At 65.1% G+C, this 24,216-nt stretch carries 17 protein-coding genes; 8 read left to right on the top strand and 9 right to left on the bottom strand.

The window, feature by feature from the left end:
- Positions 1–135: 135 nt before the first annotated feature.
- Positions 136–906, bottom strand: a complete 771-nt coding sequence (locus tag NY023_RS11230) for an IclR family transcriptional regulator C-terminal domain-containing protein (protein WP_013972111.1) — start codon at positions 904–906, stop codon at positions 136–138.
- A 154-nt stretch (positions 907–1,060) separates the two neighbouring features.
- Between NY023_RS11230 and NY023_RS11225 the strand changes: the two genes are divergently transcribed.
- The 5 genes from NY023_RS11225 to NY023_RS11205 all read left to right on the top strand — a co-directional run bounded on the left by NY023_RS11225 (position 1,061) and on the right by NY023_RS11205 (position 7,149).
- Positions 1,061–1,870 (top strand): shikimate dehydrogenase family protein, encoded by an 810-nt coding sequence (locus NY023_RS11225; protein ID WP_044046963.1) that lies wholly within the window; start codon positions 1,061–1,063, stop codon positions 1,868–1,870.
- Between the two features lie 4 nt (positions 1,871–1,874).
- Positions 1,875–3,608, top strand: coding sequence for an FAD-dependent oxidoreductase (locus tag NY023_RS11220; RefSeq protein ID WP_013972109.1), 1,734 nt, complete (start codon positions 1,875–1,877; stop codon positions 3,606–3,608).
- Positions 3,593–3,913 carry an NIPSNAP family protein gene (locus NY023_RS11215; RefSeq protein WP_013972108.1) on the top strand — a complete coding sequence of 107 codons (321 nt, stop codon included), beginning with the start codon at positions 3,593–3,595 and terminating at the stop codon, positions 3,911–3,913. Before NY023_RS11220 ends, NY023_RS11215 begins: the two co-directional genes overlap by 16 nt.
- 39 nt (positions 3,914–3,952) lie before the next feature.
- Positions 3,953–5,632: an FAD-dependent oxidoreductase gene (locus NY023_RS11210; RefSeq protein WP_013972107.1), complete on the top strand. Its 1,680-nt coding sequence runs from the start codon at positions 3,953–3,955 to the stop codon at positions 5,630–5,632.
- Positions 5,633–5,823: 191 nt separating this feature from the next.
- A complete protein-coding gene (locus tag NY023_RS11205; protein ID WP_015269991.1) occupies positions 5,824–7,149 on the top strand; it encodes an MFS transporter in 1,326 nt (441 codons plus the stop codon).
- A 288-nt stretch (positions 7,150–7,437) separates the two neighbouring features.
- Here the strand turns inward: NY023_RS11205 and NY023_RS11200 are convergent, their stop codons facing one another.
- The 3 genes from NY023_RS11200 to NY023_RS11190 form a co-directional block, all read right to left on the bottom strand.
- A complete protein-coding gene (locus NY023_RS11200) occupies positions 7,438–8,253 on the bottom strand; it encodes a sugar phosphate isomerase/epimerase family protein (RefSeq protein ID WP_013972105.1) in 816 nt (271 codons plus the stop codon).
- 17 nt (positions 8,254–8,270) lie between these two features.
- Entirely contained in the window at positions 8,271–9,323 is a 1,053-nt protein-coding gene (locus tag NY023_RS11195; protein ID WP_024086797.1) for a Gfo/Idh/MocA family protein, read from the bottom strand.
- 140 nt (positions 9,324–9,463) lie between these two features.
- Positions 9,464–10,240, bottom strand: coding sequence for an IclR family transcriptional regulator (locus tag NY023_RS11190; RefSeq protein WP_023662480.1), 777 nt, complete (start codon positions 10,238–10,240; stop codon positions 9,464–9,466).
- A gap of 194 nt (positions 10,241–10,434) precedes the next feature.
- Here NY023_RS11190 and NY023_RS11185 point away from each other — a divergent pair, with 194 nt between their 5' ends.
- Positions 10,435–12,147 (top strand): FAD-dependent oxidoreductase, encoded by a 1,713-nt coding sequence (locus NY023_RS11185; protein WP_024086796.1) that lies wholly within the window; start codon positions 10,435–10,437, stop codon positions 12,145–12,147.
- Between the two features lie 214 nt (positions 12,148–12,361).
- Here NY023_RS11185 and NY023_RS11180 read toward each other — a convergent pair whose 3' ends face one another.
- The 5 genes from NY023_RS11180 to NY023_RS11160 all read right to left on the bottom strand — a co-directional run bounded on the left by NY023_RS11180 (position 12,362) and on the right by NY023_RS11160 (position 20,689).
- On the bottom strand, positions 12,362–15,247 hold the full coding sequence (locus NY023_RS11180; protein WP_013972101.1) for an HD domain-containing phosphohydrolase: 2,886 nt from the start codon (positions 15,245–15,247) through the stop codon (positions 12,362–12,364).
- A 284-nt stretch (positions 15,248–15,531) separates the two neighbouring features.
- Positions 15,532–16,485 carry an IS110 family transposase gene (locus tag NY023_RS11175; protein WP_013970314.1) on the bottom strand — a complete coding sequence of 318 codons (954 nt, stop codon included), beginning with the start codon at positions 16,483–16,485 and terminating at the stop codon, positions 15,532–15,534.
- A 251-nt stretch (positions 16,486–16,736) separates the two neighbouring features.
- A complete protein-coding gene (locus NY023_RS11170; RefSeq protein ID WP_013972100.1) occupies positions 16,737–18,230 on the bottom strand; it encodes an aldehyde dehydrogenase in 1,494 nt (497 codons plus the stop codon).
- Positions 18,231–18,421: 191 nt separating this feature from the next.
- Positions 18,422–19,804 carry an aspartate aminotransferase family protein gene (locus tag NY023_RS11165; protein WP_013972099.1) on the bottom strand — a complete coding sequence of 461 codons (1,383 nt, stop codon included), beginning with the start codon at positions 19,802–19,804 and terminating at the stop codon, positions 18,422–18,424.
- A gap of 42 nt (positions 19,805–19,846) precedes the next feature.
- Positions 19,847–20,689, bottom strand: coding sequence for a helix-turn-helix domain-containing protein (locus NY023_RS11160; RefSeq protein WP_013972098.1), 843 nt, complete (start codon positions 20,687–20,689; stop codon positions 19,847–19,849).
- A gap of 281 nt (positions 20,690–20,970) precedes the next feature.
- On the opposite strand from NY023_RS11160, the gene NY023_RS11155 reads away from it, so the two are divergent.
- Positions 20,971–22,350, top strand: a complete 1,380-nt coding sequence (locus NY023_RS11155) for an APC family permease (protein WP_024086793.1) — start codon at positions 20,971–20,973, stop codon at positions 22,348–22,350.
- 262 nt (positions 22,351–22,612) lie between these two features.
- Positions 22,613–24,193 carry an aldehyde dehydrogenase (NADP(+)) gene (locus tag NY023_RS11150; RefSeq protein WP_013972096.1) on the top strand — a complete coding sequence of 527 codons (1,581 nt, stop codon included), beginning with the start codon at positions 22,613–22,615 and terminating at the stop codon, positions 24,191–24,193.
- Positions 24,194–24,216: the final 23 nt, after the last annotated feature.

The raw sequence follows: 24,216 nt of genomic DNA, 5'->3' as shown, positions 1-24,216 counted from the left end.
TGCATGGCACCGGCTGCGCCGGTGTTCGCGGCTGAAGCCGCTCCCACAGGGTCCCGGCTAGCTCAATGAATCATGTTCAGTTCTATGAGATCGAGTTTCCCGCGAGAAGGCAACACGCCTCCAAACCCTAACACCTCAATCCAGCACCGGCCGCAACAACGCCTGGGCCTCGTACAGGGTCGGCAGATACCGCAAGCGTATTTCATCCACACTCAACCGCGAAGCATGGGTGGTGATGGTCAACGTCGCTTTCAGCCGGCCAGCCCGGTCCAACAGTGGCACACCCAGCACGCGCATGCCGATTTCATACTCCTGGTCCACGATACAGAACCCCTGCTCCTTCACCCGCAGCAACTCCGCCTCCAGCTGCAACCGGTCCGTCTGCGTATAAGGCGTCAACCCTCGCAGCGGGTTACGCGCAAAGTAGGCATCCCGCTCCACCTCATCCAGCCAGGCCAGCCAGACACGCCCACCGGCAGTGCAATACATCGGCACCCGCGAACCCGGCCGGATCGACAACGAAGACACATGGCTGTAGCGGCTGCGTACCAGGTGGATGATCTCGTCACCATCACGGGTACCTACCGACACATGCTCCTGGGTCTGCCGCGCCACCTGCTCGACGATCGGCCGCAGCATGCGCGGCAGTTGCGCCGAGTCCACATACGCCTGGCCAAGGCGCAGCGCCTTGGGCGTAAGCCAGTACTCACGGCTGTCGGTTTCGGCAAACCCTTCGTGTACCAAGGTCAACAGAAACCGCCGCGCGGCACTGGGGGTAAGGCCGGACAACCTGGCCGCCTGCGGCACGCTAAGGCGCGGCTGCTCGGCGCTGAACAGCTGCATCAGCGCCAGGCCCTTCTGCAAGCCGGCGATCAGGTCACGGGGATGGATAGCGGGGGTGTTCATCTATTCGACTCGCAAGCAGGGCAAAAACAGCCGATTACCGCGATAACCGGACCAATGATGCGATTATCGCATTAAACGCCCGATGAGCGCATTGTTGCCCACGCCCCCTTGCCTCACCCTTGGCCTGCATAACAACGCCAATAAGGAGGTCAGCATGATTCGTGGTTCGACTGAACTGGTCGCCATCGTCGGTTCGCCCATTGCCCAGGTGAAGTCCCCCGAAAACTTCAACACCTGGTTCGCCAACAACAACTGCAACCTCGCCATGCTGCCCATCGACCTGCAGGAGACCGCGCTGGATACCTTCGCCGGCACCCTGCGCGGCTGGCAGAACCTGCGCGGTTGCGTGGTCACCGTGCCGTACAAGCAGGCCCTGGCCGGCCGCCTCGATAGCCTGAGCGAGCGCGCAGCCGCGCTGGGCTCGGTCAATGTGATTCGCCGAGAGCGTGACGGGCGACTGCTGGGCGACAACGTGGACGGCGCCGGCTTCCTCGGTGCTGCGCGCAAACATGGCTTCGAGCCGGCCGGCAAGCGTGCGTTGGTAATCGGTTGCGGCGGGGTCGGCAGTGCCATTGCCTATGCACTGGGCGAGGCCGGCATCGCCAGCGTCACCCTCAGCGACCCCAGCACAGCGCGCATGGGCGCTGTGTGCGAGCTGCTCGGCAATGCCTTCCCCACGGTCGAAATCGCCACCCGGGTCGACGGGCTGGAAGGCTTCGACCTGCTGGTCAACGCCTCCCCTGTCGGCATGGGCGGTAGCGCGGAGCTGCCACTGCCTGCCGCCCTGCTCGCCACCTTGCAACCCGAAACCCTGGTCGCCGATGTGGTCACCTCGCCCGAGATCACCCCGCTGCTGAACCGGGCACGCCAGGTTGGCTGCGCGGTCCAGACCGGCCCGGAAATGGCCTTCGCCCAACTCGGCCACCTGGGCGCCTTCATGGGCGTCACGCCGCTGGAGATCTGAAGCCATGCCGACACATGAACATGCGCAACACAACTTTGACCTGGTCGTGCTGGGCAGCGGCGCCGGGGGCCTTACCGCTGCCGCCACCGCCGCCCGCCGGGGGCTGAAAGTGCTGGTGGTGGAAAAGGCCGAGCACTTTGGCGGTACCTCGGCAATTTCCGGTGGGGCGGTGTGGCTCTATGGTACTGATCAAGCCCGCGCCGCTGGTGCGGTGGATTCCCCCGAGGCCATTCGCACCTACCTCAGGCAGGTCATCGGCGACGGCTATGACCCCGCGCTGGTCGACGCCTTCATCGAGCATGGCCACCAGGCGCTGCGCTGGCTGGAGCAGAACACCGAACTGCGCTACGCCCTGCGCCCGCATTCGCCGGACTACTACCCGGACGCCCCCGGTGCCACCCAGTTTGGCCGGGCGCTGGAGATGGTCGAGTACGACGGCAGGCAGCTCGGCCCGCACTTCAAGGACCTGCAGATGCCGCCGCCCGGCATGTTGCTGTTCGGCGGCATGATGGTCAACCGCGTGGATATCCAGCACTTTCTCAGTATTCGCCGCTCGCCCCGGTCGCTGTGGCATTGCCTCAAGCTGATGGCGCGTTACGCGCGGGACCGCCTGCATCATCCGCGTGGCACCCGCCTTACCACCGGCAACGCCTTGATCGCCCGCCTGGCCAGCAGCGCCTTCGCCCATGGCACCCAGCTGTGGTTGCGCAGCGAAGCCCTGGAGCTGATCGTCGAACGCGGCGTGGTCACCGGCGTGGTGGTGCAACGCGAAGGGCGCCGTGAACGGGTGCTGGCCCGGGGCGGTGTGGTGTGCGCCATGGGCGGGTTCGCTGCAGGCGCGCTGGCCGACAGCTACCGGCCGGCCCGGCAGGCGCCGCACCTGACCATGTCACCGCCCAGCAATGACGGCGCTGCCCTGCGCCTTGGCCAAGCCGTGGCCGCTGCCCAGGGTGAGGGTCTGGTGGCCAACTTCTTCTGGGCACCGGTTTCGGAACTGCGCCATGTCAGTGGCGAGCGTGAGCGCTTCCCGCACCTGGTCACCGACCGCGCCAAGCCGGGGGTGATCGCGGTGGGCCCGGACGGGCGACGCTTCGTCAACGAGTCCGATTCCTACCACCACTTCGTGCAGACCATGTTCGCCAAAGGCATCGCCAGCTGCTGGCTGGTCTGCGATGCCGAAGCGATGAACCGCTACGGCCTGGGCCTCGCGCGGCCAAAGCCGGTGGACAACCAGGCGTTGATCCATGCCGGCTACCTGCACCGCGCCGCAACAGCGCAGGCACTGGCCAAGACCATTGGTGTCGACCCACAGGTATTCATGCAGACCCTGGAGCAGTTCAACGCCGACGCCCGCAACGGCATCGACCGCGCGTTCGGCAAAGGCGGCAACAGCTACAACCGCTACATGGGCGACCCGCAACACACGCCCAACCCATGCCTGGCGCCGCTGACCAGCGGCCCGTTCTACGCCATCCGCATCCACACCGGCGACCTTGGCTCAGCCCGCGGCCTGGTGACCAACGCCCAGGCCAACGTGCTGAACCGCGATGGCCAGCCGATTGCCGGGCTTTATGCAGTGGGCAACGACATGAACTCACTGATGAAAGGCACCTACCCCGGCCCCGGCATCACCTTGGGCCCCGCCCTCACCTTCGGCTGGCTCGCTGCCAACCACATCGCCGCGCGCCTGCAGGCGCCAACCACCCAAATGGAGACCCCAGCATGTACTACGAACTGAGAACCTACACCCTGGACCCACTGAAAATGGCCGACTGGCTGAGCCTGTACCAAAGCCACGCGCTGGAGGTGCAAAGCGAGCATCTCGGTAACCTGGTCGGCTTTTTCACCAGCGAGTTCGGCGAGGTCAACCAGGTGGTGCATATCTGGGGCTATGCCAGCCTCGACGAACGCATGGCACGCCGCGCAGCCATGGCAGCGGACCCCCGTTGGGCAGAGTTCTCAAGGCGCAATCGCGAGCTGGGCGCGGTGCTGCGCTTGCAGTCGCGAATGCTGCGGCCCACCGGCTTTTCGCCGCTGCAGTAAAACTAAAACCTTCCTCCAATGCCTGAGCGGAACCCCACGATGCAACCCCTCGAATGTGACGTACTCGTCATCGGCTCCGGTGCCTCTGGCCTGGCTGCCGCCGTTACTGCCGCCCATCACGGCCAGCAGGTGATCGTCGCGGAAAAAGCCAGCCAACTGGGCGGCACCAGTGCCTGGTCGGGGGGCTGGCTGTGGATACCGCGCAACCCGCTGGCCATTGCAGAAGGCATCGTCGAGACCGACGATGCCCCGGAGCGCTACCTGCGCGGGCAAACCCACATCAGCGAACTGGACCCGCGCCAGCGCGCCTTCCTGCATTATGGCCCGGAGATGGTGGCGTTCTTCCAGCAACACACCGCCGTGCAGTTCCAGTGCGGCAGCCGCATGCCCGACATGCGCGAGGGCGATGGCAGCACGCGCGGTGGTCGTTCGCTGTGCGCCCTGCCATACGACGGGCGCCTGCTCGGGCCCTGGCTGCACAAGCTGCGCCCACCGCTGGACATCGTCAGCCTGGCCGGCATGGGCATTGCCGGCGGCGCCGACATGGCCGCCTTCTTCAACGCCACACGCTCGCCCACGGCCGCGCTGCATGTGGGCAAACGCCTGCTGCGCCATTGCCGCGATCTGCTGCTGCACCGCCGCGGCCTGCAACTGGTCAATGGCAACGCCCTGGTGGCACGGCTGCTGCGCAGCGCCTTGGACCTTGGCGTGACGCTACTGACCGACAAGCCGGCCAGCCGCCTGCTGGGCGAAGGCCGGGTCAGCGGCGCACAGTTTGCCGACGGCCAGCTGATCCATGCCCGCCGCGGTGTGGTGCTGGCCTGCGGTGGCTTTGCGCATGATCGCCAGCGCATCGCGCAACTGATGCCGCATGCACCGGACGGTACCCGGCATTACTCCGCAGCCCCCAGGGAAAACAGCGGCGACGGCCTGCACCTGGGCGAACAGGCCGGTGGCCTGGTCCAGGCGACCACGGCCCATGCGGGTGCCTGGGTACCTGTGTCGCGGGTGCCGCGCAGCGATGGCAGTTTCGGCCATTTCCCGCACTTGGTCGATCGCGCCAAACCCGGCTTCATCGCCGTGCGCCGCGATGGCCGGCGCTTCGTCAACGAGGCCGATTGCTACCACGACTTCATGAACGCACTGTTCGCCGCCACGCCAAAGGGTGAAGCGCCGGAAGCCTGGCTGATCTGCGACCATGCCGCGCAACGTCGCTATGGTATCGGCTGGGCCAAGCCCTTCCCTTTCCCCACCCGTCACTATCAACGCTGCGGTTACCTGCACAGCGGTCGCACGCTGGAGGAACTGGCGCAGCGCTGCGGGATCGACGTCGAGCAGTTGCAGCGCACGGTGGACGGCTTCAACCGCCATGCAACCCGGGGTGAAGACCCACTTTTCCAGCGCGGTGTATCGGCCTACAACCGGGCGCAGGGCGAGCCGTTGCAAGCCCCCAATCCGTCGCTGCGGCCACTGCTGCACGGGCCGTTCCACGCAGTGAAACTGTTGCCGGGCAGCCTGGGTACCTTCGCCGGCCTGGGCACGGATGCCTCGGCCCGGGTACTGGACCGCAATGCGCGGCCGATCCCCGGGCTGTATGCGGTGGGCAACGACATGCACAGCGTGATGGGCGGGCACTACCCGAGTGGCGGTATCACACTGGGGCCGGGGATGACATTCGGTTATCTGGCTGGTAGAGCGTTGAGTACCTTGACCACCTGAATTCACGTTGCCCCTTGCCTCCCCCGCAGGCCCAACGCAACCGTTCGGTAACCGAACACTAGCCCCTCCCTTTAATTGACGCTGCCGCCTTCACTGCTCACCATGCACCGGCCTTGCGTGCCCCCTGCCTGGGAACTGGTCACGTACTCGCAGCACCGCAGCTGAATACAATTTCAAGAATCGAGCAGTTTATGAACCACTCCAAGATCACCCCCGCCGCCCCCCGGATGCCCCAGGGTTCGATCGGCGACAAGCTTCGCGGCGCCTTCGGCGTCGGCAAGACCCGTTGGGGCATGCTCGCCCTGGTGTTCTTCGCCACCACCCTGAACTACATCGACCGTGCCGCGCTCGGCATCATGCAGCCCGTACTGGCCAAGGAAATGAGCTGGACGGCGATGGACTACGCCAACATCAACTTCTGGTTTCAGGTCGGCTACGCGGTCGGCTTCCTGCTGCAGGGCCGGCTGATCGACAAGGTCGGGGTGAAGCGCGCGTTCTTCTTCGCCGTGCTGCTGTGGAGCCTGGCCACCGGCGCTCACGGCCTGGCCACCTCGGCCGCTGGCTTCATGGTGTGCCGCTTCATCCTCGGCCTGACCGAGGCCGCCAACTACCCGGCCTGCGTGAAGACCGTGCGCTTGTGGTTCCCGGCTGGCGAGCGGGCCATCGCCACCGGCCTGTTCAATGCCGGCACCAACGTCGGCGCCATGGTCACACCGGCCCTGCTGCCGATGATTCTGGCCGTGTGGGGCTGGCAGGCCGCGTTCATCGCCATGGGCAGCCTGGGCCTGGTGTGGGTGGTGCTGTGGGTGTTGAAGTACTACAACCCTGAAGATCACCCGCGCGTGCGCCAGAGCGAGGTGGAGTACATCCAGCAGGATGACGAGCCCGAGCCAACCCGCGTGCCGTTCAGCCGTATCCTGCGCCTGCGTGGCACCTGGGCCTTCGCGGTGGCCTACGCGATTACCGCACCGGTGTTCTGGTTCTACCTGTACTGGCTGCCACCGTTCCTCAACCAGCAATACAGCCTGGGCATCAACGTGACCCAGATGGGCATCCCGCTGATCATCATCTGGCTGACGGCGGACTTCGGCAGCATCGGCGGCGGCATCCTGTCTTCCTGGCTGATCGGCCGTGGCGTGCGCGCGACCACCGCGCGGCTGGTGTCGATGCTGATCTTCGCCTGCACCATGGTCAGCGTCACCTTTGCCGCCAACGCCAGTGGCCTGTGGGTCGCGGTGGCGGCCATCTCGCTGGCGGTGGGCGCGCATCAGGCATGGACGGCGAATATCTGGAGCCTGGTGATGGACTACACGCCCAAGCACCTGGTGAGCACGGTGTTCGGTTTCGGCAGCATGTGCGCGGCGATTGGCGGGATGTTCATGACGCAGATCGTCGGTAGCGTGCTGACCGCTACCAATAACAACTATGCCGTGTTGTTCACCATGATCCCGGCGATGTACTTCCTGGCGCTGGTGTGGATGTACTTCATGGCGCCGCGCAAGATCGAGAGCGCCTGAACGCGCTGACCATTTTCCTCTCCGGGGCCCTTGCGGGCCCTTTTTTTGATCAATCCGATGAACGCACTGTGTGGGGTCGCGCCTGAGTCAAGACATGCGCTGTACCTGTGGGAGCGGCTTCAGCCGCGAAGAATCCAACGCGGTGCCTGGCACCGGCTGCGCCGGTGTTCGCGGCTAAAGCCGCTCCCACAAGGGCTCCACAGGGCTCAAGCCATGCGCTGTACCTGTGGGAGCGGGCGTGCCCGCGAACACGGGCGATAGCCCGTGCCATGCGCCGCGCGCTATCAATCAGACTCTGGCCAACACTGCCATGGCCTTCTCCAGCGCCATGCGCGCACGCTGTTCGCCGCTCATGCCCTGTTCCAGCAACTGCCGTGTGGGGATCTCCAGGCTCAACGGCACACTTGGCGGCAAACCGCGCAGCAGGCCGACCAGATCGGCATCGCCCTCCCCCGGGAAGCGCCGCTCGTTGCGTGCCTGGCGCAGGATCTCGTCCATCTCGGCCGGCACCGGGCCGGCAACGTCGCACAGCTGGGCATAGCGCATGCGCTGCGGTGCCAGTTGCGCCAGATCGTCCAGCGAAGAACCGGAGCGGTTGAAGTGGAAGGCATCCACCAGCACACAGCTATTGGCACGGTCGGCGTTGGCCACCACCCGCATGGCCTGGCGCAGGTCACGCACATCAGTCCAGGGCATGAACTCCAGATGCGGATGGATGCCATACCCCACCGCCAGGTCACACAACGCAGCAAAGCGCTCGGTCAGCCGCGCTTCATCCGGGTCGTTGCCAGCCACCAGCAGCTCCGTGCCGCCCAGCTCGGCGCCCACCGCCAGGATCGGCTCGAAATCGGCGACACAGGTTTCCGGCTTCAGCCTCAGGATCTCCAGGTCGAGCACCTTGATGCCCGTGTCGCGCAGGCGCGCCTGGGTCTGCCGGCGCAGGCCGGCATCGGCCACCAGCGGGAAATGCTGCTCCTGCTCGGTGGCGGGCACCAGGCGCAGGCCAACGTGGCTGTAACCGGCGCGGGCTGCTGCCTCGACCATGTCCGGCGGGGACAGCTCGAGTACCGTCAGGGCCGCCAGGGAGAAAATTCGTTCAGTCATTATGGTCACCAGACAAGTCAAGCAATGTGCTCGGGCGCACAGGCCCGGCCAGTTTCCGCGGCCTGGCGGATCGCCTCGATCAGCGCCAGGGTACGGCCACCATCGGCGGCATCGATCAGCGGCGCCTGCTCACCCCGGGCAACCTGCACGAAGTGTTGCAACTGCAAGGTCAATGCCTCGCCGGCGGGGATGCTTTCCTCGCTCTGCAACAACGGCGTGTGCCAGCCCGCCCCGGCCTCGGCGTAGTGCCAGCGCTTGAGTTGCGGAATGCTCAGGGCCCCCTGGGTGCCGGCCAGCAGGTAGCACGGTTGGCCATCCTGGCGCGGGTAGACCGGGCTTTCGCCGGAGTCCAGCTCCCAGCTCCACGGCGCGGCCACCGCGTCGGAGCCAGTCAGGCTGCCCAATGCTCCATTGGCGAACTGCAGTAGCACCGCGGCGCTGTCCTCGTTGGCAAAACCGCGCACATCGTTGCGGGTGAATGCCTGCACCTGTACCACCTCGCCGCACAGGTGGCGCAGCAGGTCGAGGTCATGGATCAGGTTGGTCAGCAGGAAGCCAGCGCCCGGCTCGCGGCGCCAGGGGGTGTCGAAATAGCTGTCGGGCTTTTGCAACTGCCACAGCGCGGTGACGTTGATCAGTCGACCCAGCTTGCCGTCGGCAATCACCTGGTGAGCCTTGGCGATCAGCGGGTTGTGCCGGCGATGATGGCCGACCAGCACCGGAACATCGTGGCGGCGCGAGGCTTCCACCAGCGCGCGGACTTCATCCAGGTGCACGCCCACCGGTTTTTCGACCAGCACCGGTACACCGGCCTCGACGCAGTCCAGGGCGGTGGCGACATGCAGGTTGTTCGGGTTGGCGACGATCACTGCCTCGGGGCGCGCGTGCTCCAGCATCTGGCGGTGGTCGGCAAAACAGGGCACGCCGCATTCGGCGGCAAAGGCCTCGGCCTGCGGGCCCGGGTCGGCCACAGCGCACAGCTGGGCCTGCGGCACATTCAGCAAATGCTGGTAATGCTGGCGGCCCATGCTGCCGGCGCCGATCAAGGCAATACGAAGGGGTGCGTTCAACAGCCTGTCCTCTTGTCATTGTTGTCATGCGGATTCCGGAATATGATTCCACAATCCACATTCGACAATTTAGAACCCGGTTCAGCTTTTAAGAAGAAGCCGCAGAACAGAGTGTGCGGTAATCGACCGGAAATGCACCTTCAGGCGAACAACTCACTGGCCCGGCTGGCCGCCGACAGTTCCTCTGCCGCCGCCAGCAACAGCGGCGCCAGTTCTGCCAGGCGGCTTTGCGCCAGGCGCGCACTGGGCCCGGCAATGCTCAGCACACCGATCACCTCGTCACTTTGCGGGCGGCGCACCACCGCAGCCAGGGCCGAGGTGCCAATGGCCGAGGTTTCCTCGACCCAGGCATAACCGCGCTCGCGAGCGCGGCGCAGGTAGCTGAGCAACTCGTCGGTGGAGCGCGGCGCATTCGGGCCGAACTGCGCCGGGTCGGCAATACCCTGGCGCAACACCATCTGCAGCGCCTGCTCATCGTCCAGGCTGGCCAGCCAGGCATGCCCGGACGCGGTGTAGAACAGCGGCGCGTCGCGGCCCATGTCCGGGTCATAGCGCAGCCCGGAGCGGGCACCCTGGGACTTGGCGATCCAGGTCTGGCGGGCGCCGTCGATCACGCCCAGACGCACCAGTTCGCCGCTGTCCTGGGCCAGGCGGTCGAGAATCGGCTGAATGATGTCGGCACCGCTGCTGGCCAGGTAGCGGAAGCCCAGCGCCACCAGCTTGGCCGACAGCTGGTAGCGGCTGTTATCCCGGTTCTGCCGCACATAGCCCAGCCGCACCAGTTCGGTGAGCATGCGATGGGTGGCGCTCTTGGGGATATCCAGGCGCTCGGCCAGGGTTTGCAACGGCAGCCCTTGCGGCTCACCGGTAAGGCTTTCTACAAGACTGAAGGCGCGTTCGATCTGACTACCAGCCATGACACAGGTCCCTGAAATTTCTGCGAATTCTAGAAGATGATTCCACACCGCCGATAGCCGCCGCAGCAAGGGCTGCACGAACTGTCCGGTTATCGCCCATTACTTGCCCGGAAGGGCCGCCATACCCTTGCGGGCCGATTCGCTGCCAACAAGAATGTGGAACCTTGTTCCAATAACAATACAGGAATCCCGCAATGCCTTCCGCTCCCTACGAAACCGAATGCGATGTACTGGTCATAGGTTCTGGTGCCGCCGGGCTGGCTGCGGCCGTGACGGCGGCCTGGCATGGGCAGAAGGTGATCGTGGTGGAGAAGGAGCCAGTGTTCGGCGGCGCCACCGCCTGGTCCGGTGGTTGGGCCTGGGTGCCGCGCAACCCGCTGGCACGCCGGGCCGGCATCGAGGAAGACATCGAGCAGCCGCGTACCTACCTGCGCAATGAACTGGGGGCGTATTACAACGCCGAACGCGTCGACGCCTTCCTCGAAGCCTGCCCGCACATGGTGGCGTTTTTCGAAAAGCACACGGCGCTGCAGTTTGCCGACGGCAACGGCATCCCCGACATGCATGGCGACACGCCGGGCGCGGCCCAGGGCGGGCACCAGGTGATTGCCGCGCCCTATGACGCCCGCGAGGTGGGTGCGCTGCTGCCACGCCTGCGCAAGACCATGCGCGAAACCTCGTTCATGGGCATGCCGATAATGGCGGGTGCCGACCTTGCCGCGTTCCTCAACATGACCCGCTCGCCCAAGGCCTTGCTGCACGTGTGCAAACGCTTTGGCCGCCACCTGTACCACCTGGCCCGGTATGGCCGGGCGATGCACCTGGTCAACGGCGTGGCGCTGGTGGCCCGCCTGGCCAGGTCGGCACAAGACCTGGGCGTGCGCCTGCAGGAATCGGCGCCGGCCAAACGCCTGCTGGTCGAGGATGGCCAGGTGCGGGGCGCGCTGGTGGCTACACCGCTGGGCGAGCAACTGATCCGTGCCAAGGCCGTGGTGCTTGCGGCGGGTGGCTTCCCCAACGACAACGCCCGCCGCCAGCAACTGTTCCCGCGCGATGCCAGTGGCCATGACAACCTGGCCCTGCCCCCCAAGGGTTGTTCGGGTGACGGCCTGCGCCTGGGCGAGTCGGCCGGCGGTGTGGTCGCTACCGACCTGAAGTCGCCGGTGGCCTGGGCGCCGGTTTCGCGAGTGCCGCACCGCGACGGCAGCGTCGGCCATTTCCCGCACATCATCGAACGAGGCAAACCGGGCATCATCGGCGTGCTGGTCAACGGCAAGCGTTTCGTCAACGAAGCGCATGGCTACTACGACTACGTGTCAGCGATGATCGCGGCGGTGCCGCAGGGCGAAGAGGTGTGTTCGTGGCTGGTCTGCGACCACCGTTTCCTGCGCCGCTACGGCCTGGGCCACGCCCGCCCGGCGCCACTGCCGGTGTGGCCGCACGTGCGTAGCGGCTATCTCAAGCGGGCTGCCACCCTCGAGCAGTTGGCCCAGGCCTGCGGCATCGACCCGGTAGGGTTGCGCGCCACGGTCAGCGACTTCAACAACCATGCCCGCAACGGTCAGGACCCGGCGTTCGGCCGAGGTTCCACACCGTTCAACCGCAAGCAGGGTGACCCGCAGCACAAGGGGCCAAACCCTTGCGTGGCGCCTATCGAACATGGTCCGTTCTATGCAGTGAAGGTGCAGCCCGGCTGCTTTGGCACCTTTGCCGGGCTGCGCACCGACGGGAATGCCCGGGTGCTGGATGAAGCTGGGCAGCCGATTGCTGGCCTGTATGCGGCGGGTACCGACATGGCCAGCGTGTTTGGCGGCTGGTATCCGTCGGGTGGTATCAACCTGGGCCCGGCGCTGACCTTTGGCTATGTGGCCGGGCGGCATATTGCCGGGGCGCAGGGGTATGAATGAGGTGAGCGGGTCACTGATGGCTGTGCCCTGTGGGAGTGCTGAAACATCTCGAGTGCCTGAGCCGGCCCTTTCGCGGGTGAACCCGCTCCTACAGGATCCTGTAGGAGCGGGTTTACCCGCGAAGAGGCCAGCCCTGGCGACACTTCAATAAAGCCTTACTGCAAAGTGCTGGGCCCATTGGCCTACAAGGAAGGGGCTGAGTCTGATTTTTCGCTCAAGCCGGGCAACGCATCTGCCCCAGCCAGTACGCCACGTCCACCTCGTCGATCTGCTCGGCACGCAGGAACCGCTCGGCATACTGGCGGTACACCCCACTGCTGAGGAACAGCTCCAGCAACTGGCCGTCGATGTGCCCGCCGCGGGCCATGCCCACCAGGATCTTCACCGACTCGGACAAGGTCTTCGGCGCCTTGTAGGGCCGGTCGGCCGCGGTAAGCGCCTCGAAGATGTCGGCAATGGCCATCACCCGCTCGGCAATGCCCAGGTCCTGCTTGCCCAGCCTGCGCGGGTAGCCGCTGCCGTCCATTTTCTCGTGGTGGTTGCCAGCGATGTCCGGAACCCGCTTGAGCTGGCGAGGGAACGGCAAGGAACTGAGCATGATGATGGTCTGCACGATGTGTTCGTTGATCTTGAAGCGTTCCTCGTCATTCAGCGTGCCGCGGCGGATCGCCAGGTTGTACAGCTCGCCGTAATTGCTGGCACAGGCCGGCAGGCGCATGTCGAAGCCCCAGCGGTTGCGCGGGTCGTCCTTGGCCACCGGCGGCTTGCGGGGGCCCCAGGGTACGCAATGCTCGGGGCGGTCGGCCAGCAGTGGCTCGTCAACCGGTAGCGCAGGTGGAGGCACGTCGGCAAAGCGCTCCAGCTCATCACGGGAGATGCCCAGGCGGTTGTCGAAATGGCGCTGCCAAAGGCGCTGGCCAATCTGCTGCAGGCGCTCGATGTCGGCGTCCTGCATGAACTCGCCGCCGATGTTGGCCTGGGCGACGAAGGCGAAGTCGTCCTGCAGCTGCGCCTGGCTGCGCACCAGGGTGGCTTGCAGCGCCTGCTGGTCGCCACCGCTGGCCAGGCCTTGCCAATAGGCCAGCTCGGCATCCCGCCAGAGTACCTCGAAACGCATGCGTACCTCGTGGATACGGTTGTACAAGGTTTCCAGCTTGGTCGCCTTGTCCACCACATACTCGGGGCTGGTGACCTTGCCACAGTCGTGCAGCCAGGCCGCGACGTGGAATTCGTAGCGTTCAGCCGCGGTCATGTTGAAACTGGCGTACGGGCCGGTTTCAGCCGCCACCGCCTGGTCCAGCAGCATCTGCGCCAGTTGTGGCACCCGCTCGCAATGGCCACCGGTATAGGGGCTCTTGGCATCGATGGCATCGGCCAGCAACTTGATCATGGCATCCAGCAGGCGTTGCTGGGCTTCGGCCAGCTGGCGCGTCTCGATCGCCACCGCCGCCACCCCGGACAGTTCCGCGACAAAGCTGCGCAACGGCTGGCCTGCCTGCTCGTGTACATGTCCATCGCCCAGTTGCAGGATCAATATGCCCAGCAGCGCCTGGCTGCGGTCATTCAGCACCAAGGCCAGGGTGCCCTCATGCAGGCCGAGGGCCTGGCTCACTGCCGTGGCCAGGTGCTGCTGGGCAGTTTCATCCACGGCCAGCTCGCCAGGGTACTGCTCGCCATGGCAGGCAGCGGCCAGGCGCAGCAAGGCGTGTTCGGCATCGAACAGGTAAACCACGCCGGCACTGCCCCCGGCGGCTTCCACCAGATGGGTCAACACACCGTCGAGCATGCGTTCCAGGTCGCGCTCGCTGCTGAGTGTGAGGGTAATCGCCTGAAAGCTGCGGATGGTGCCGGACATGCGGCTAAGCACGCGGCTCAGCTCGCGCACTTCGGATACCCGCGAGCGCACCCCGACTTCGCGGCTGAAATCAAAGCCGGCCAGGCCTTGTACCTGTTCAGCCAGCAACCGCAACGGGCGGCCGATACGCCGGCCAAGCACACCACCCAGCACCAGCAGCACGCTAATCAGGGCAGCGGTCCAGAGCAACTGTTCGAGCAGTACCTTGCGTGCACCGGCCAGCAACTCATGGCCTGGCACGGCAATCAGCACCTGCAGGTCCTGCCCGGCCAGGTTGGTCAGTTGCACACGCATGCCATACCAGGTCTGCCCGTCCACCTGATAAGGCTGCGGCCGGGTGCCTTGCGGCAGGTCGGCGTAAAGGTGCTCCAGGCTGGGAATGCCCAGTTCGGCGATGCGCGACAAGCGCACGGCCTGCCCTTCGTGCACGATTACCCGCTGCAGGTCCGGGTAGGCCACCACGCTGCCCTGGTCGTCGATCACGACGATCTCGGTGCCGGGGGTCATGCGCAGGCCCTGAGTCTCACTGGCCAGGTCGTCGACCGAAACGTCCATGCCGATCACCGCCCCGCCGTCGAGGCTGCGCTGGGCCATGGTCAGGCCGATCTCGCGGGTGGTGAAGAACACATAGGGGTGGGTCAGCACGGTGGTGGGCTGGGCACTGGCTTCGACAAACCATGGGCGCGTGCGCGGATCGTAGCGGTATTCAGGCTTGGCCTGGGCCTGCAGCAGGTTCAGCGAGCGGTCGTAGAACCGCCATTCACCCTGCACCGCCCCGCCCTCACGACTGACGCTTTGAACCAGAAATGCCGTGCCCGGCGGTGCGGCGAAACGCTGCAGCATCTGCGGGTCGCGCAAGCGGCGCACCAGCAGGAACTCACCACTGGGATAACCGATGTAGGCAGCACTTAGCATGCGGTTGGCGTCCAGCGTCTCGACCAGTTGCGGCAAGCGCTCCAGGCGCTGAGCCGGGGTTTGCGCGGCCGGGTTGTGGGCGAGCAGGCGGATGCTGCTGTGCACGGGGTCGATCAGGCGCCGGGCGCGCTCGTCGATGGTCTTGCCAATTTGCTGGGCGGAGTCACCTGCTGCTGCCACCAGGGTCTGGCGAATGCCGTGATAGCCCTGCCAGGCCAGGGCGGCGCCGAGCAGCAACATGCCCAGCACGATGGCGAGTGCCACCAGCCACTGCAGTGAAATGCCACGTCCGGCGTTGCCAGCAGCACGACCATTCGACACGCAGCCCATCTCAGGTACTCCATGTATGGCGGTTTGACGGGGCAGCCAGGACGATCATGCAGGCAGAAGCCATTCGCAGGCAGCGAGACGGGGGGCGTGGCGGCACATAGCCCTGCCCCATCTTGGCAGCAGTGTAGAGCGGACCCGAGCTTTCTGCCGGGTTGGCAAGGAAAATTAACGGAACGCCATGAATGATCCGGGTACCGCGTCGCCTGCTTCGCGGGCTTGCCCGCTCCCACAGGGACCGCGCAGCACCGGAGCCAGTGCAGTACCTGTGGGAGATTCTATGGTTTTCAGCAAGCCAGTTTCGCGCCTTTAGTGACGTATTCGTCCTGATTTTTCATCAGGGCGAATGCCACCCGCGCGAGCTTTCTTGCCAGGATTACCAACGCTTGGGTTGTTGCTTTACCACTGCTCCGATGCTGTTCGTAAAGCCCTTTCCAGGCTGCCGATCTGCTGGCCGCCATCGCAGCGTTGTGCAATAAGCGACGAATTTCTGAACAACCTCGCTTGGTGAGGCGACGTCGCCCATTCTTCTGTCCGGAATCACTGACTCGTAAATCCATTCCTAGGAATGCAATGTACGAGTCACTGCTTTTGAACTCGCCCCTTGTAAAAGCCATCACCAATGCTGCGGCGGTGAGAAAACCAATGCCCTCTACTGCCTGGCAGCGAGCGACTTGTTCCTGCAGCCCAGCGTCTCGCAGTACTTCTTTAATCTTCTTTTGAATCAACTGATCCAGCCGATCTATCGACTTCACAAAAGTTTCGAAGGCGGCTTTCAAAAGGCTTTCGTTAGCCCAGCTCTGAGTCATTGCAGTACGAGCAGTCACCAAGGCGGCTCTGCGTCGCAAGAGGCTCTGAAGCTTGCCGTAGACAGCGGGAGGCGGGCTCCAAGGGCGAAGGTCCTCGCCTTCATTTTTTAAAAAACGGGACAGCAACCGAGCATCGGAGGGGTCGGTTTTAACCCGTCCCCCAACACTCTTCCGGTAGTTGCTCAATTGAAAACCATCGATGACATAGACCTCGAAGCCTAGGCTGTGGGCCAATTCAACCAGGTCCAAGTGATAGACGTTGGTCGCCTCAACAGCGATAGCGGTGTTGAGGGGTTGTTGCTTGAGCCACCTTCTGATCTCGAGTTTGGAGTTTTTGAGCCTGATGATCTCGTCGCGATCATCGTGGTGGATAACCAGCTCAGCTTTCGCGACATCCGCACCCACGATCAACTTACCTACCTGCATTGCCATGGGCCGCTCCTCACGTTATGGTTTTTCGGCTTGAAGGGGTTTCACCAAGAGGCGCTGGCTTGTTTCTATCGTCGCTTGCAAACGATGCATTCTTTATCGGCGCTTTGGTGGAAGGGGTGGGGCGATGTCTCCCACGGTCTGTACTGCTGTGAACAGTCAGAATCGGGCATTTAGTCCCACCACCCCTTCAAGTCTAACCATACAAGCGGGCGAGCCCGCGAAACAGGCGACGCGGTGCAAGATCGGATGTATCAGGCGCGCAACTGGTACCAGGTGGTCTTGAGCTGTGAATACTTGTCGAACGAGTGCAGCGACAGGTCGCGGCCAAACCCGGACTGCCTGCCACCGCCGAACGGCACCGTCACATCCAGCGCATCGACCGTGTTCACCGACACGGTGCCGGCCTTCAACGCCCGTGCCACGCGGTGCACCTGGTTGAAGTCATCGCTCCACACCGACGCCGCCAGCCCATAGATGCTGTCGTTGGCCAGGCGCACGGCCTGCTCTTCACTGTCGAAGGCACTGACCGCCAGCACCGGCCCGAATACCTCTTCCCGCGCCAGGCTCATACGGCCATCGACACCGGCAAAAATGGTCGGCTCGATATAATTGTCCGAACCATCGATAGTCAGCCGCCGACCACCGCACACCAACCGCGCACCATCCTGCCCGGCGCGGGCGATGGCGGCTTGGATCCGGCCAGCCTGACCGGCATCGACAATTGCACCGGCACGGCTCGCCGGGTCCAGCGGGTTGCCTGGCAGCCACTGGCGGGCCTTGGCCTGCAGGCGCTCGATGAACTCGTCATGGATGGAGCGCTGCACGTACAGCCGCGAGTTGGCCGAGCACACTTCGCCCTGGTTGAAGAAGATGCCGAATGCCGCCTTTTCCGCAGCCAGGTCCAGGTCCTGGCAGTTTTCGAACACCAGGTTGGGGCTCTTGCCGCCGCACTCCAGCCATACCTGCTTGAGGTTGGACTGGGCCGAATACTGCATGAAGTACTTGCCCACCTGGGTGGAGCCGGTGAACACCAGGCAGTCCACGTCCGGGTGCAGGCCCAGTGCCTGCCCAGCCTGCTCGCCCAGGCCCGGCACCACGTTCAGCACACCTTCCGGCACACCGGCCTGCAGCGCCAGCTGGGCCAGGCGCAGCGCCGAGAACGGTGATTGCTCGGCGGGCTTGAGCACCACGCTGTTGCCGGCAGCCAGCGCCGGGGCGAGCTTCCAGGCGGCCATGTCGAGCGGGAAGTTCCACGGCACCACGGCGGCGACCACGCCGAGGGCTTCGCGGGTGATGGTGGCCAACGCATTGGGCGCGGTGGGTGCCACCTGGTCGTACAGCTTGTCCAGCGCCTCACCGTACCAGGCGAACACCTGCGCCGAGCCCGGCACGTCGATGTTGTAGGCGTCCATGACCGGCTTGCCCATGTTCAGCGAGTCGAGCAGAGCCAGTTCTTCGCGATGGGCCAGGATCAGCTCGGCCAGGCGCAGCAGCACTTTCTTGCGCTCACCCGGGGCCATGCGCGGCCATGGGCCTTGCTCGAAAGCCCTGCGGGCGCTGGCGACGGCCAGGTCGACCTCGGCCTGACCGCAGGCGGTGACCTGGGCCAATACCTTGTTGGTGGCGGGGTTGATGGCGGCGAAGGTGGCGCCGTCCTGTGCGTTGACGGGCTTGCCGTCGATCAGTGCATTGGCCGGGAGGTAGAGGTCCGAGGCACGTTGTTGCCAGAATTCGAGGGTGTACATTTGTACTCCAGGCGACCGTCGTGGCGGTCTCTCTGTTGCTCGTAAGGTGCAGTGTCGATACAGCGCTGGGGGAGCGGGTTCATCGAGGCGTCGAACCGCCGCGAACACCGGCGAAGCCGGTGCGATGCACAGCGTCGCATTCTTCGCGGGTGAACCCGCTCCCACAGGGGCTGCGGAGCGCTCACAGGTTTTTAGAGCTTGCCGACCAGGCGCGCCGTGCGGTCCACGGCAATGCGGGTCTTCTCTACCAGCTCATCCAGCTCGCTGTGGTTGGCGATCAGTGCCGGCGCCATGATCATCCGGCCCAGGGTGGAGCGAATGATCACCCCTTCCTCGAAACCGAAGGTGCGGCACTGCCAGGCCAGGTCGTTCTCGTTGGCAAAGCGCTTGCGCGTCGGCTTGTGCTCGGCGAACTGCAGCGCCGCCACCAACCCGGCACCCTGCACCTGGCCGATCAACGGGTGGTCGGCGAACACCTCGCGCAGGATGCGTTGCAGGTACGGCCCGGTGTCTTCCTTCACCTGGCGCACGATGCCTTCGTCACGCAGCGCCTTCAGGTTGGCGATGGCCACCGCCGCCGCCACCGGGTGGCCGGAATAGGTCAGGCCGTGGGCGAACACCCCGCCCCGCTCCACCAGCGCCTCGGCAATGCGCTTGCTCAGCACCAGGCCACCCATGGGCACGTAGCCGCTGGTCAGGCCCTTGGCGATGGACAGGGTGTCGGGCTCGAAGCCGAAGTACTCGTGGGCGAACCATTCGCCAGTGCGGCCAAAGCCGCCGATCACTTCATCGGCGCACAGCAGCACGTCGTACTGGCGGCAGATGCGCTGGATCTCGGGCCAGTAGCTTTCCGGCGGGAAGATCATGCCGCCCGCGCCCTGGAACGGCTCGGCGATAAAGCCGGCGACGTTCTCGGCCCCCAGTTCGAGGATCTTCTCCTCCAGCTGCAGGGCGCAGCGGCGGCCGAACTCGGCCGGGGTCAGCTCGCCGCCCTCGGCGTACCAGTATGGTTCGTCGATGTGCGCCACATCCGGGATCAACCCGCCCATTTCGTGCATGAACTTCATGCCACCCAGCGCCGTGGCGGCCAGGGTGGAGCCGTGGTAACCGTTCCAGCGGCCGATCATGATCTTCTTGTCCGGCTGGCCGACCACCTGCCAGTAGCGGCGCACGGTACGGATCAGCACCTCGTTGGCCTCGGAGCCGGAGTTGGTGTAGATCGCGTGGCTGTAGTGCCCCGGCAACAGGCTGAACAGCAGCTCGGACAGTTCGATCACCGCCGGGTGGGTGGTGTGGAAGAACATGTTGTAGTAGGCCAACTGGTCCATCTGCGTGGCAGCTGCGGCTGTCAGGTCGCGGCGGCCGTAGCCGAGCTGGGTGCACCACAGGCCGGACATGCCGTCCAGGTAGCGCTTGCCCTCGCTGTCCCACAGGTGCAGGCGTTCGCCACCGACGATCACTCGTGGCCCTTCGGCGTTCAGCGCCTTCTGGTCGAGGAAGGCATGGATGTGGTGCGCGGCATCGGCTGCCTGGTAGTCACGGGTCTGGCGTTGCGGGGCGAAAGGCGCATTCATTGTTGGTTTTCCTTTGCGGTGGGGTTGCAGGGTGGCTTGCGCTCAGCGCAGCTTGCCCATGTAGCTTTCCAGCGGGTCCTTGCCCAGCACGCCCTGGGCATTGGCCAGCGCGTCGATGAACAGGGAGAACAGCTCGGACTGGGTACCGATGTCGAGCTTGGCGTAGACGTTCTTGCGGTGTGACTTGATGGTGTCCTCCGACACCCCCAGGCGCTCGGCCAGCGACTTGGTCGAGTGGCCACGCAGGATCAACTGGGCGATACGGCATTCACGCTCGGTCAGCAGCGAGCTGCCGAAGTTGTTAAGCGCCGCGTGGATGCGCTGCTCGAGGATGTTCTCGAAGCGCCCGGCGCGGCTGTCCAGCCCGGCGAAATGCTTGCTGAGCACCGCCAGCACCCAGGGCGTGATACGCGCGAACAACGCACGGGTTTGCCCATCGAGCTTGTCGGTGAACGCCAGCGATACTGCCAGGCTCTGCCCGGGCGCGACCTGCAGGATGTAGTTGAGCTCATCCTCCAGGTGCGAGTGCCGGTAGAACGACTGGTAGTACTCGCTGACCTCGAAGTGGTCGGGCGCCACTTCGAACAGGCCGTAGCAACCGGACTCGACCTGCTCCACACAGGCGCCGTAGAACGGGTCGAGCAGATAGAAGCCGGACAGGTAGCGGCTGACATTGCCCTCGGGCTGCCAGGGCGCCTTGTCGTCCTGCTCGAACAGCGCGCAGGGCATGCCGTCGTGCGGGTACAGGTACACCGTGGTCGCCTGGATCGGCCGGATCACGCCAAGCGCAGCAAACAGGGTGGCGGCAAAGCCCGGTCGGCCGATTGCCTCGGTGACCTTGGCCTGGTGCTCGAACCACTGTTGCGAAAGCAATTGATCAGTCACTTTGGGCCTGCCGTCTCAAGTAAAGGCACCGCCGCCAGTGCGGTGCGTCGTTGGCCAGATACTCCCATGGCACTGCAAACACCGAAATCACCCTTTGGGGTGAGCAGGCAAAGCCCCCTGCCGGCTCACCCCAAAGGGTGATTCCGGGTACCGGCGGGGTGTGGGAGCATCAACCCGCCCCAGCGCTGCGAGCCACCCGCTCGACCTCCTTGCACAACACCCACCGGTATCGAGCCCGCTCGCATACCGCGGCGTCCTGCATCCCTTTCCAGGAGTTAGCAATGCATACAACAACAAGTACAGCCCATAGCCCTGCACATAGCCCGTCGCAACCCACCGCCAGTAACGGCCGTTTCCGCAAGTCCATGGGGCTGCCCGCCCTGGTGCTGTTCGGCCTGGCCTACATGGTCCCACTTGCAGTATTCACCACCTATGGGCTGGTCACCCAGATGACCAAGGGGCACCTGCCCATCGCCTACCTGCTGACCCTCGCCGCCATGCTGCTGACCGCCTACAGCTACGGCCGCATGGTCCAGGCCCACCCCTACTCCGGCTCGGTCTACACCTACACCCGCAAGGCCTTCGGCAGCCACATCGGCTTCATCGCCGGCTGGACCCTGCTGCTCGACTACATCTTCCTGCCGCTGCTCAGCTACCTGCTGATCGGCATCTACATGTCGGAGTACTTCCCAGCCATCCACGCCTGGGTGTGGGTGGCGGGCTCCATTGCCCTGGTCACCTTCCTCAACCTGATCGGCATCGAGTCGATCACCCGGGTGAACTGGATACTGGTGGTGGTGCAACTGGTGTTCATCGTCGTGTTCGTCGCCCTGTCCATCCACAACCTCAGCGGGCAGGCGCAGCCGGTGTCGCTGCTGGCGCCGTTCCACCACGAAGGCTTCAGCGTGCCGTTGATCATGACCGGCGCCGCCGTGCTGTGCCTGTCGTTCCTGGGCTTCGATGCGGTCTCGACCATGGCCGAGGAAACCAGCAACCCCACCTACCGCATTCCCGTGGCGATCCTCGCCGTGTCGCTGATCGGCGGCATGTTGTTCCTGGTGGTGTCGTACTGCGCACAGATGGTGTTCCCTGACTGGGGCAGCTTCGCCGACCCGGACTCGGCGTCGGTGGACGTGATGCGCCGGGTCGGCGGCGAACTGCTGGTGACCGCCTTCACCGCCACCTACGTGGCCGGCTGCTTCGCCTCGGCCATGGTGTCCCAGGCCAGCGTGTCGCGAGTGCTGTTCGCCATGGGCCGCGACGGTGCGTTGCCCCGCGCGTTCGGCCAGCTGGTGACGAAAAAGCGCGTACCGGCCACGGCCATCCTGCTGGTCAGCCTGCTGTCGCTGATTGCCTTGGTGATCAGCCTCGACACGGTGGCCAACATGATCAGCTTTGGCGCGCTGTTCGCCTTCTCGGCGGTGAACCTGGCCGTGGTCAAGCACTACCTCATCGACCAGAAGCTGCGTGGTGGTCGCAACTACTTGCTGTATGGCGCCATTCCCGGCCTGGGCTTTCTCAGCACGTTGTGGCTGTGGAGCAGCCTTACCAGCCTGTCGTTCACCATCGGTTTGTGCTGGATGGGCATGGGCCTTGTGGTGCTACTGGGGCTTACCCGCGCGTTCAGGGTGAAGCTGCCGGAGTTGCAGATGGCCGAGTGACTTACGCGCTGTCGAGCATTTGCGCGGTCCCTGTGGGAGCGGGTTTACCCGCGAATACCGGCGAAGCCGGTGCCATACACCGAGTCGCCTGCTTCGCGGGTGAACCCGCTCCTACAGGGGGCCGTGCATACGATAGAAACTTTTGAAGAAGGCCGTTGCGATAACGATCTGTTATCACCTGATCCGCATTAATCATTATTCAGCATGCGTTTCGCCCCCTACAGTCCCAGCCCATCGACTGTCATTGCCAACGGGAAACGAAATGTCCATCGAACATCGCCTGAACCACATCGCCGGCCAGCTCAGCGGCAACGGTGAAGTGCTGCTGAACAGCGTCGACGCCCACACCGGCGAGCCTCTGCCATATGCCTTCCACCAGGCGACCAGCGACGAAGTCGATGCCGCCGTACAGGCCGCCGAGGCTGCCTACCCGGCCTACCGCAGCACCAGCCCGGCACAGCGCGCCGCCTTCCTCGACGCCATCGCCAACGAACTGGACGCACTGGGCGATGACTTCGTCCAGCATGTGATGCGCGAAACCGCTCTACCTGAGGCACGCATCCGCGGTGAGCGTGCCCGCACCAGCAACCAGCTGCGCCTGTTCGCCGATGTGGTGCGCCGTGGCGATTTCCTCGGTGCGCGCATCGACCGTGCGCAGCCCGAGCGCACCCCGCTGCCACGCCCGGACCTGCGCCAGTACCGCATCGGCGTCGGCCCGGTGGCCGTATTCGGTGCCAGCAACTTCCCGCTGGCCTTCTCCACCGCCGGCGGTGATACCGCCTCGGCGCTGGCGGCCGGCTGCCCGGTGGTGTTCAAGGCCCACAGCGGGCACATGCTGACCGCTGCCCACGTGGCCGCGGCCATTGACCGCGCGGTGGCCGGCAGCGGCATGCCAGCAGGTGTGTTCAACATGATCTATGGCGCCGGCGTGGGTGAAGTACTGGTCAAGCACCCGGCCATCCAGGCGGTCGGCTTCACCGGGTCGCTGCGTGGTGGTCGCGCCCTGTGCGACATGGCGGCTGCGCGCCCGCAGCCGATCCCGGTGTTCGCCGAAATGAGCAGCATCAACCCGGTAATTGTCCTGCCCCAGGCCCTGCAGGCCCGTGGCGAGCAGGTAGCCGGCGAACTGGCCGCCTCGGTAGTGCTGGGTTGCGGGCAGTTCTGCACCAACCCGGGCCTGGTGGTGGGCATCAAGTCGCCGCAGTTCGAACGCTTCGTGCACACGCTGGTGGCGCGCATGGCCGACCAGGCGCCGCAGACCATGCTCAACGCCGGCACCCTGCGCAGCTACCAGAGCGGTGTGCAGCACCTGCTGGCGCACCCTGGCATCCAGCACCTGGCCGGGCAGCCACAAGCCGGCAAGCAGGCCCAGCCGCAGCTGTTCAAGGCGGACGTGAGCCTGCTGCTGGACAGCGACCCGCTGCTGCAGGAAGAAGTGTTCGGCCCGACCACCGTGGTGGTGGAAGTGGCCGATGCCCAGCAACTGGCCGAAGCGCTGCGCCACCTGCAAGGCCAGCTGACGGCCACCCTGATTGCCGAACCGGACGACCTGCGTGCCTTTGCTGCGCTGGTGCCGCTGCTGGAGCGCAAGGCCGGGCGCCTGCTGCTGAACGGCTACCCGACCGGCGTAGAGGTATCGGACGCGATGGTGCATGGCGGGCCATACCCGGCCACCTCCGATGCCCGAGGCACTTCGGTCGGTACCTTGGCCATCGACCGCTTCCTGCGCCCGGTGTGCTTCCAGAACTACCCGGATGCGCTGCTGCCGGAGGCGCTGAAAAGTGCCAACCCGCTGGGGATTGCGCGGTTGGTGGATGGGGTCGCGAGCCGTGGCGCGGTTTGATCTGACATCGAGGTAGCCTGTAC

The organism is Pseudomonas sp. NBB, assembly GCF_032701105.1.
Taxonomy (GTDB): domain Bacteria; phylum Pseudomonadota; class Gammaproteobacteria; order Pseudomonadales; family Pseudomonadaceae; genus Aquipseudomonas; species Aquipseudomonas asiatica.
Note: the sequence above shows the minus strand (reverse complement) of the source record. Positions and strands in the feature narration are given on the sequence as shown.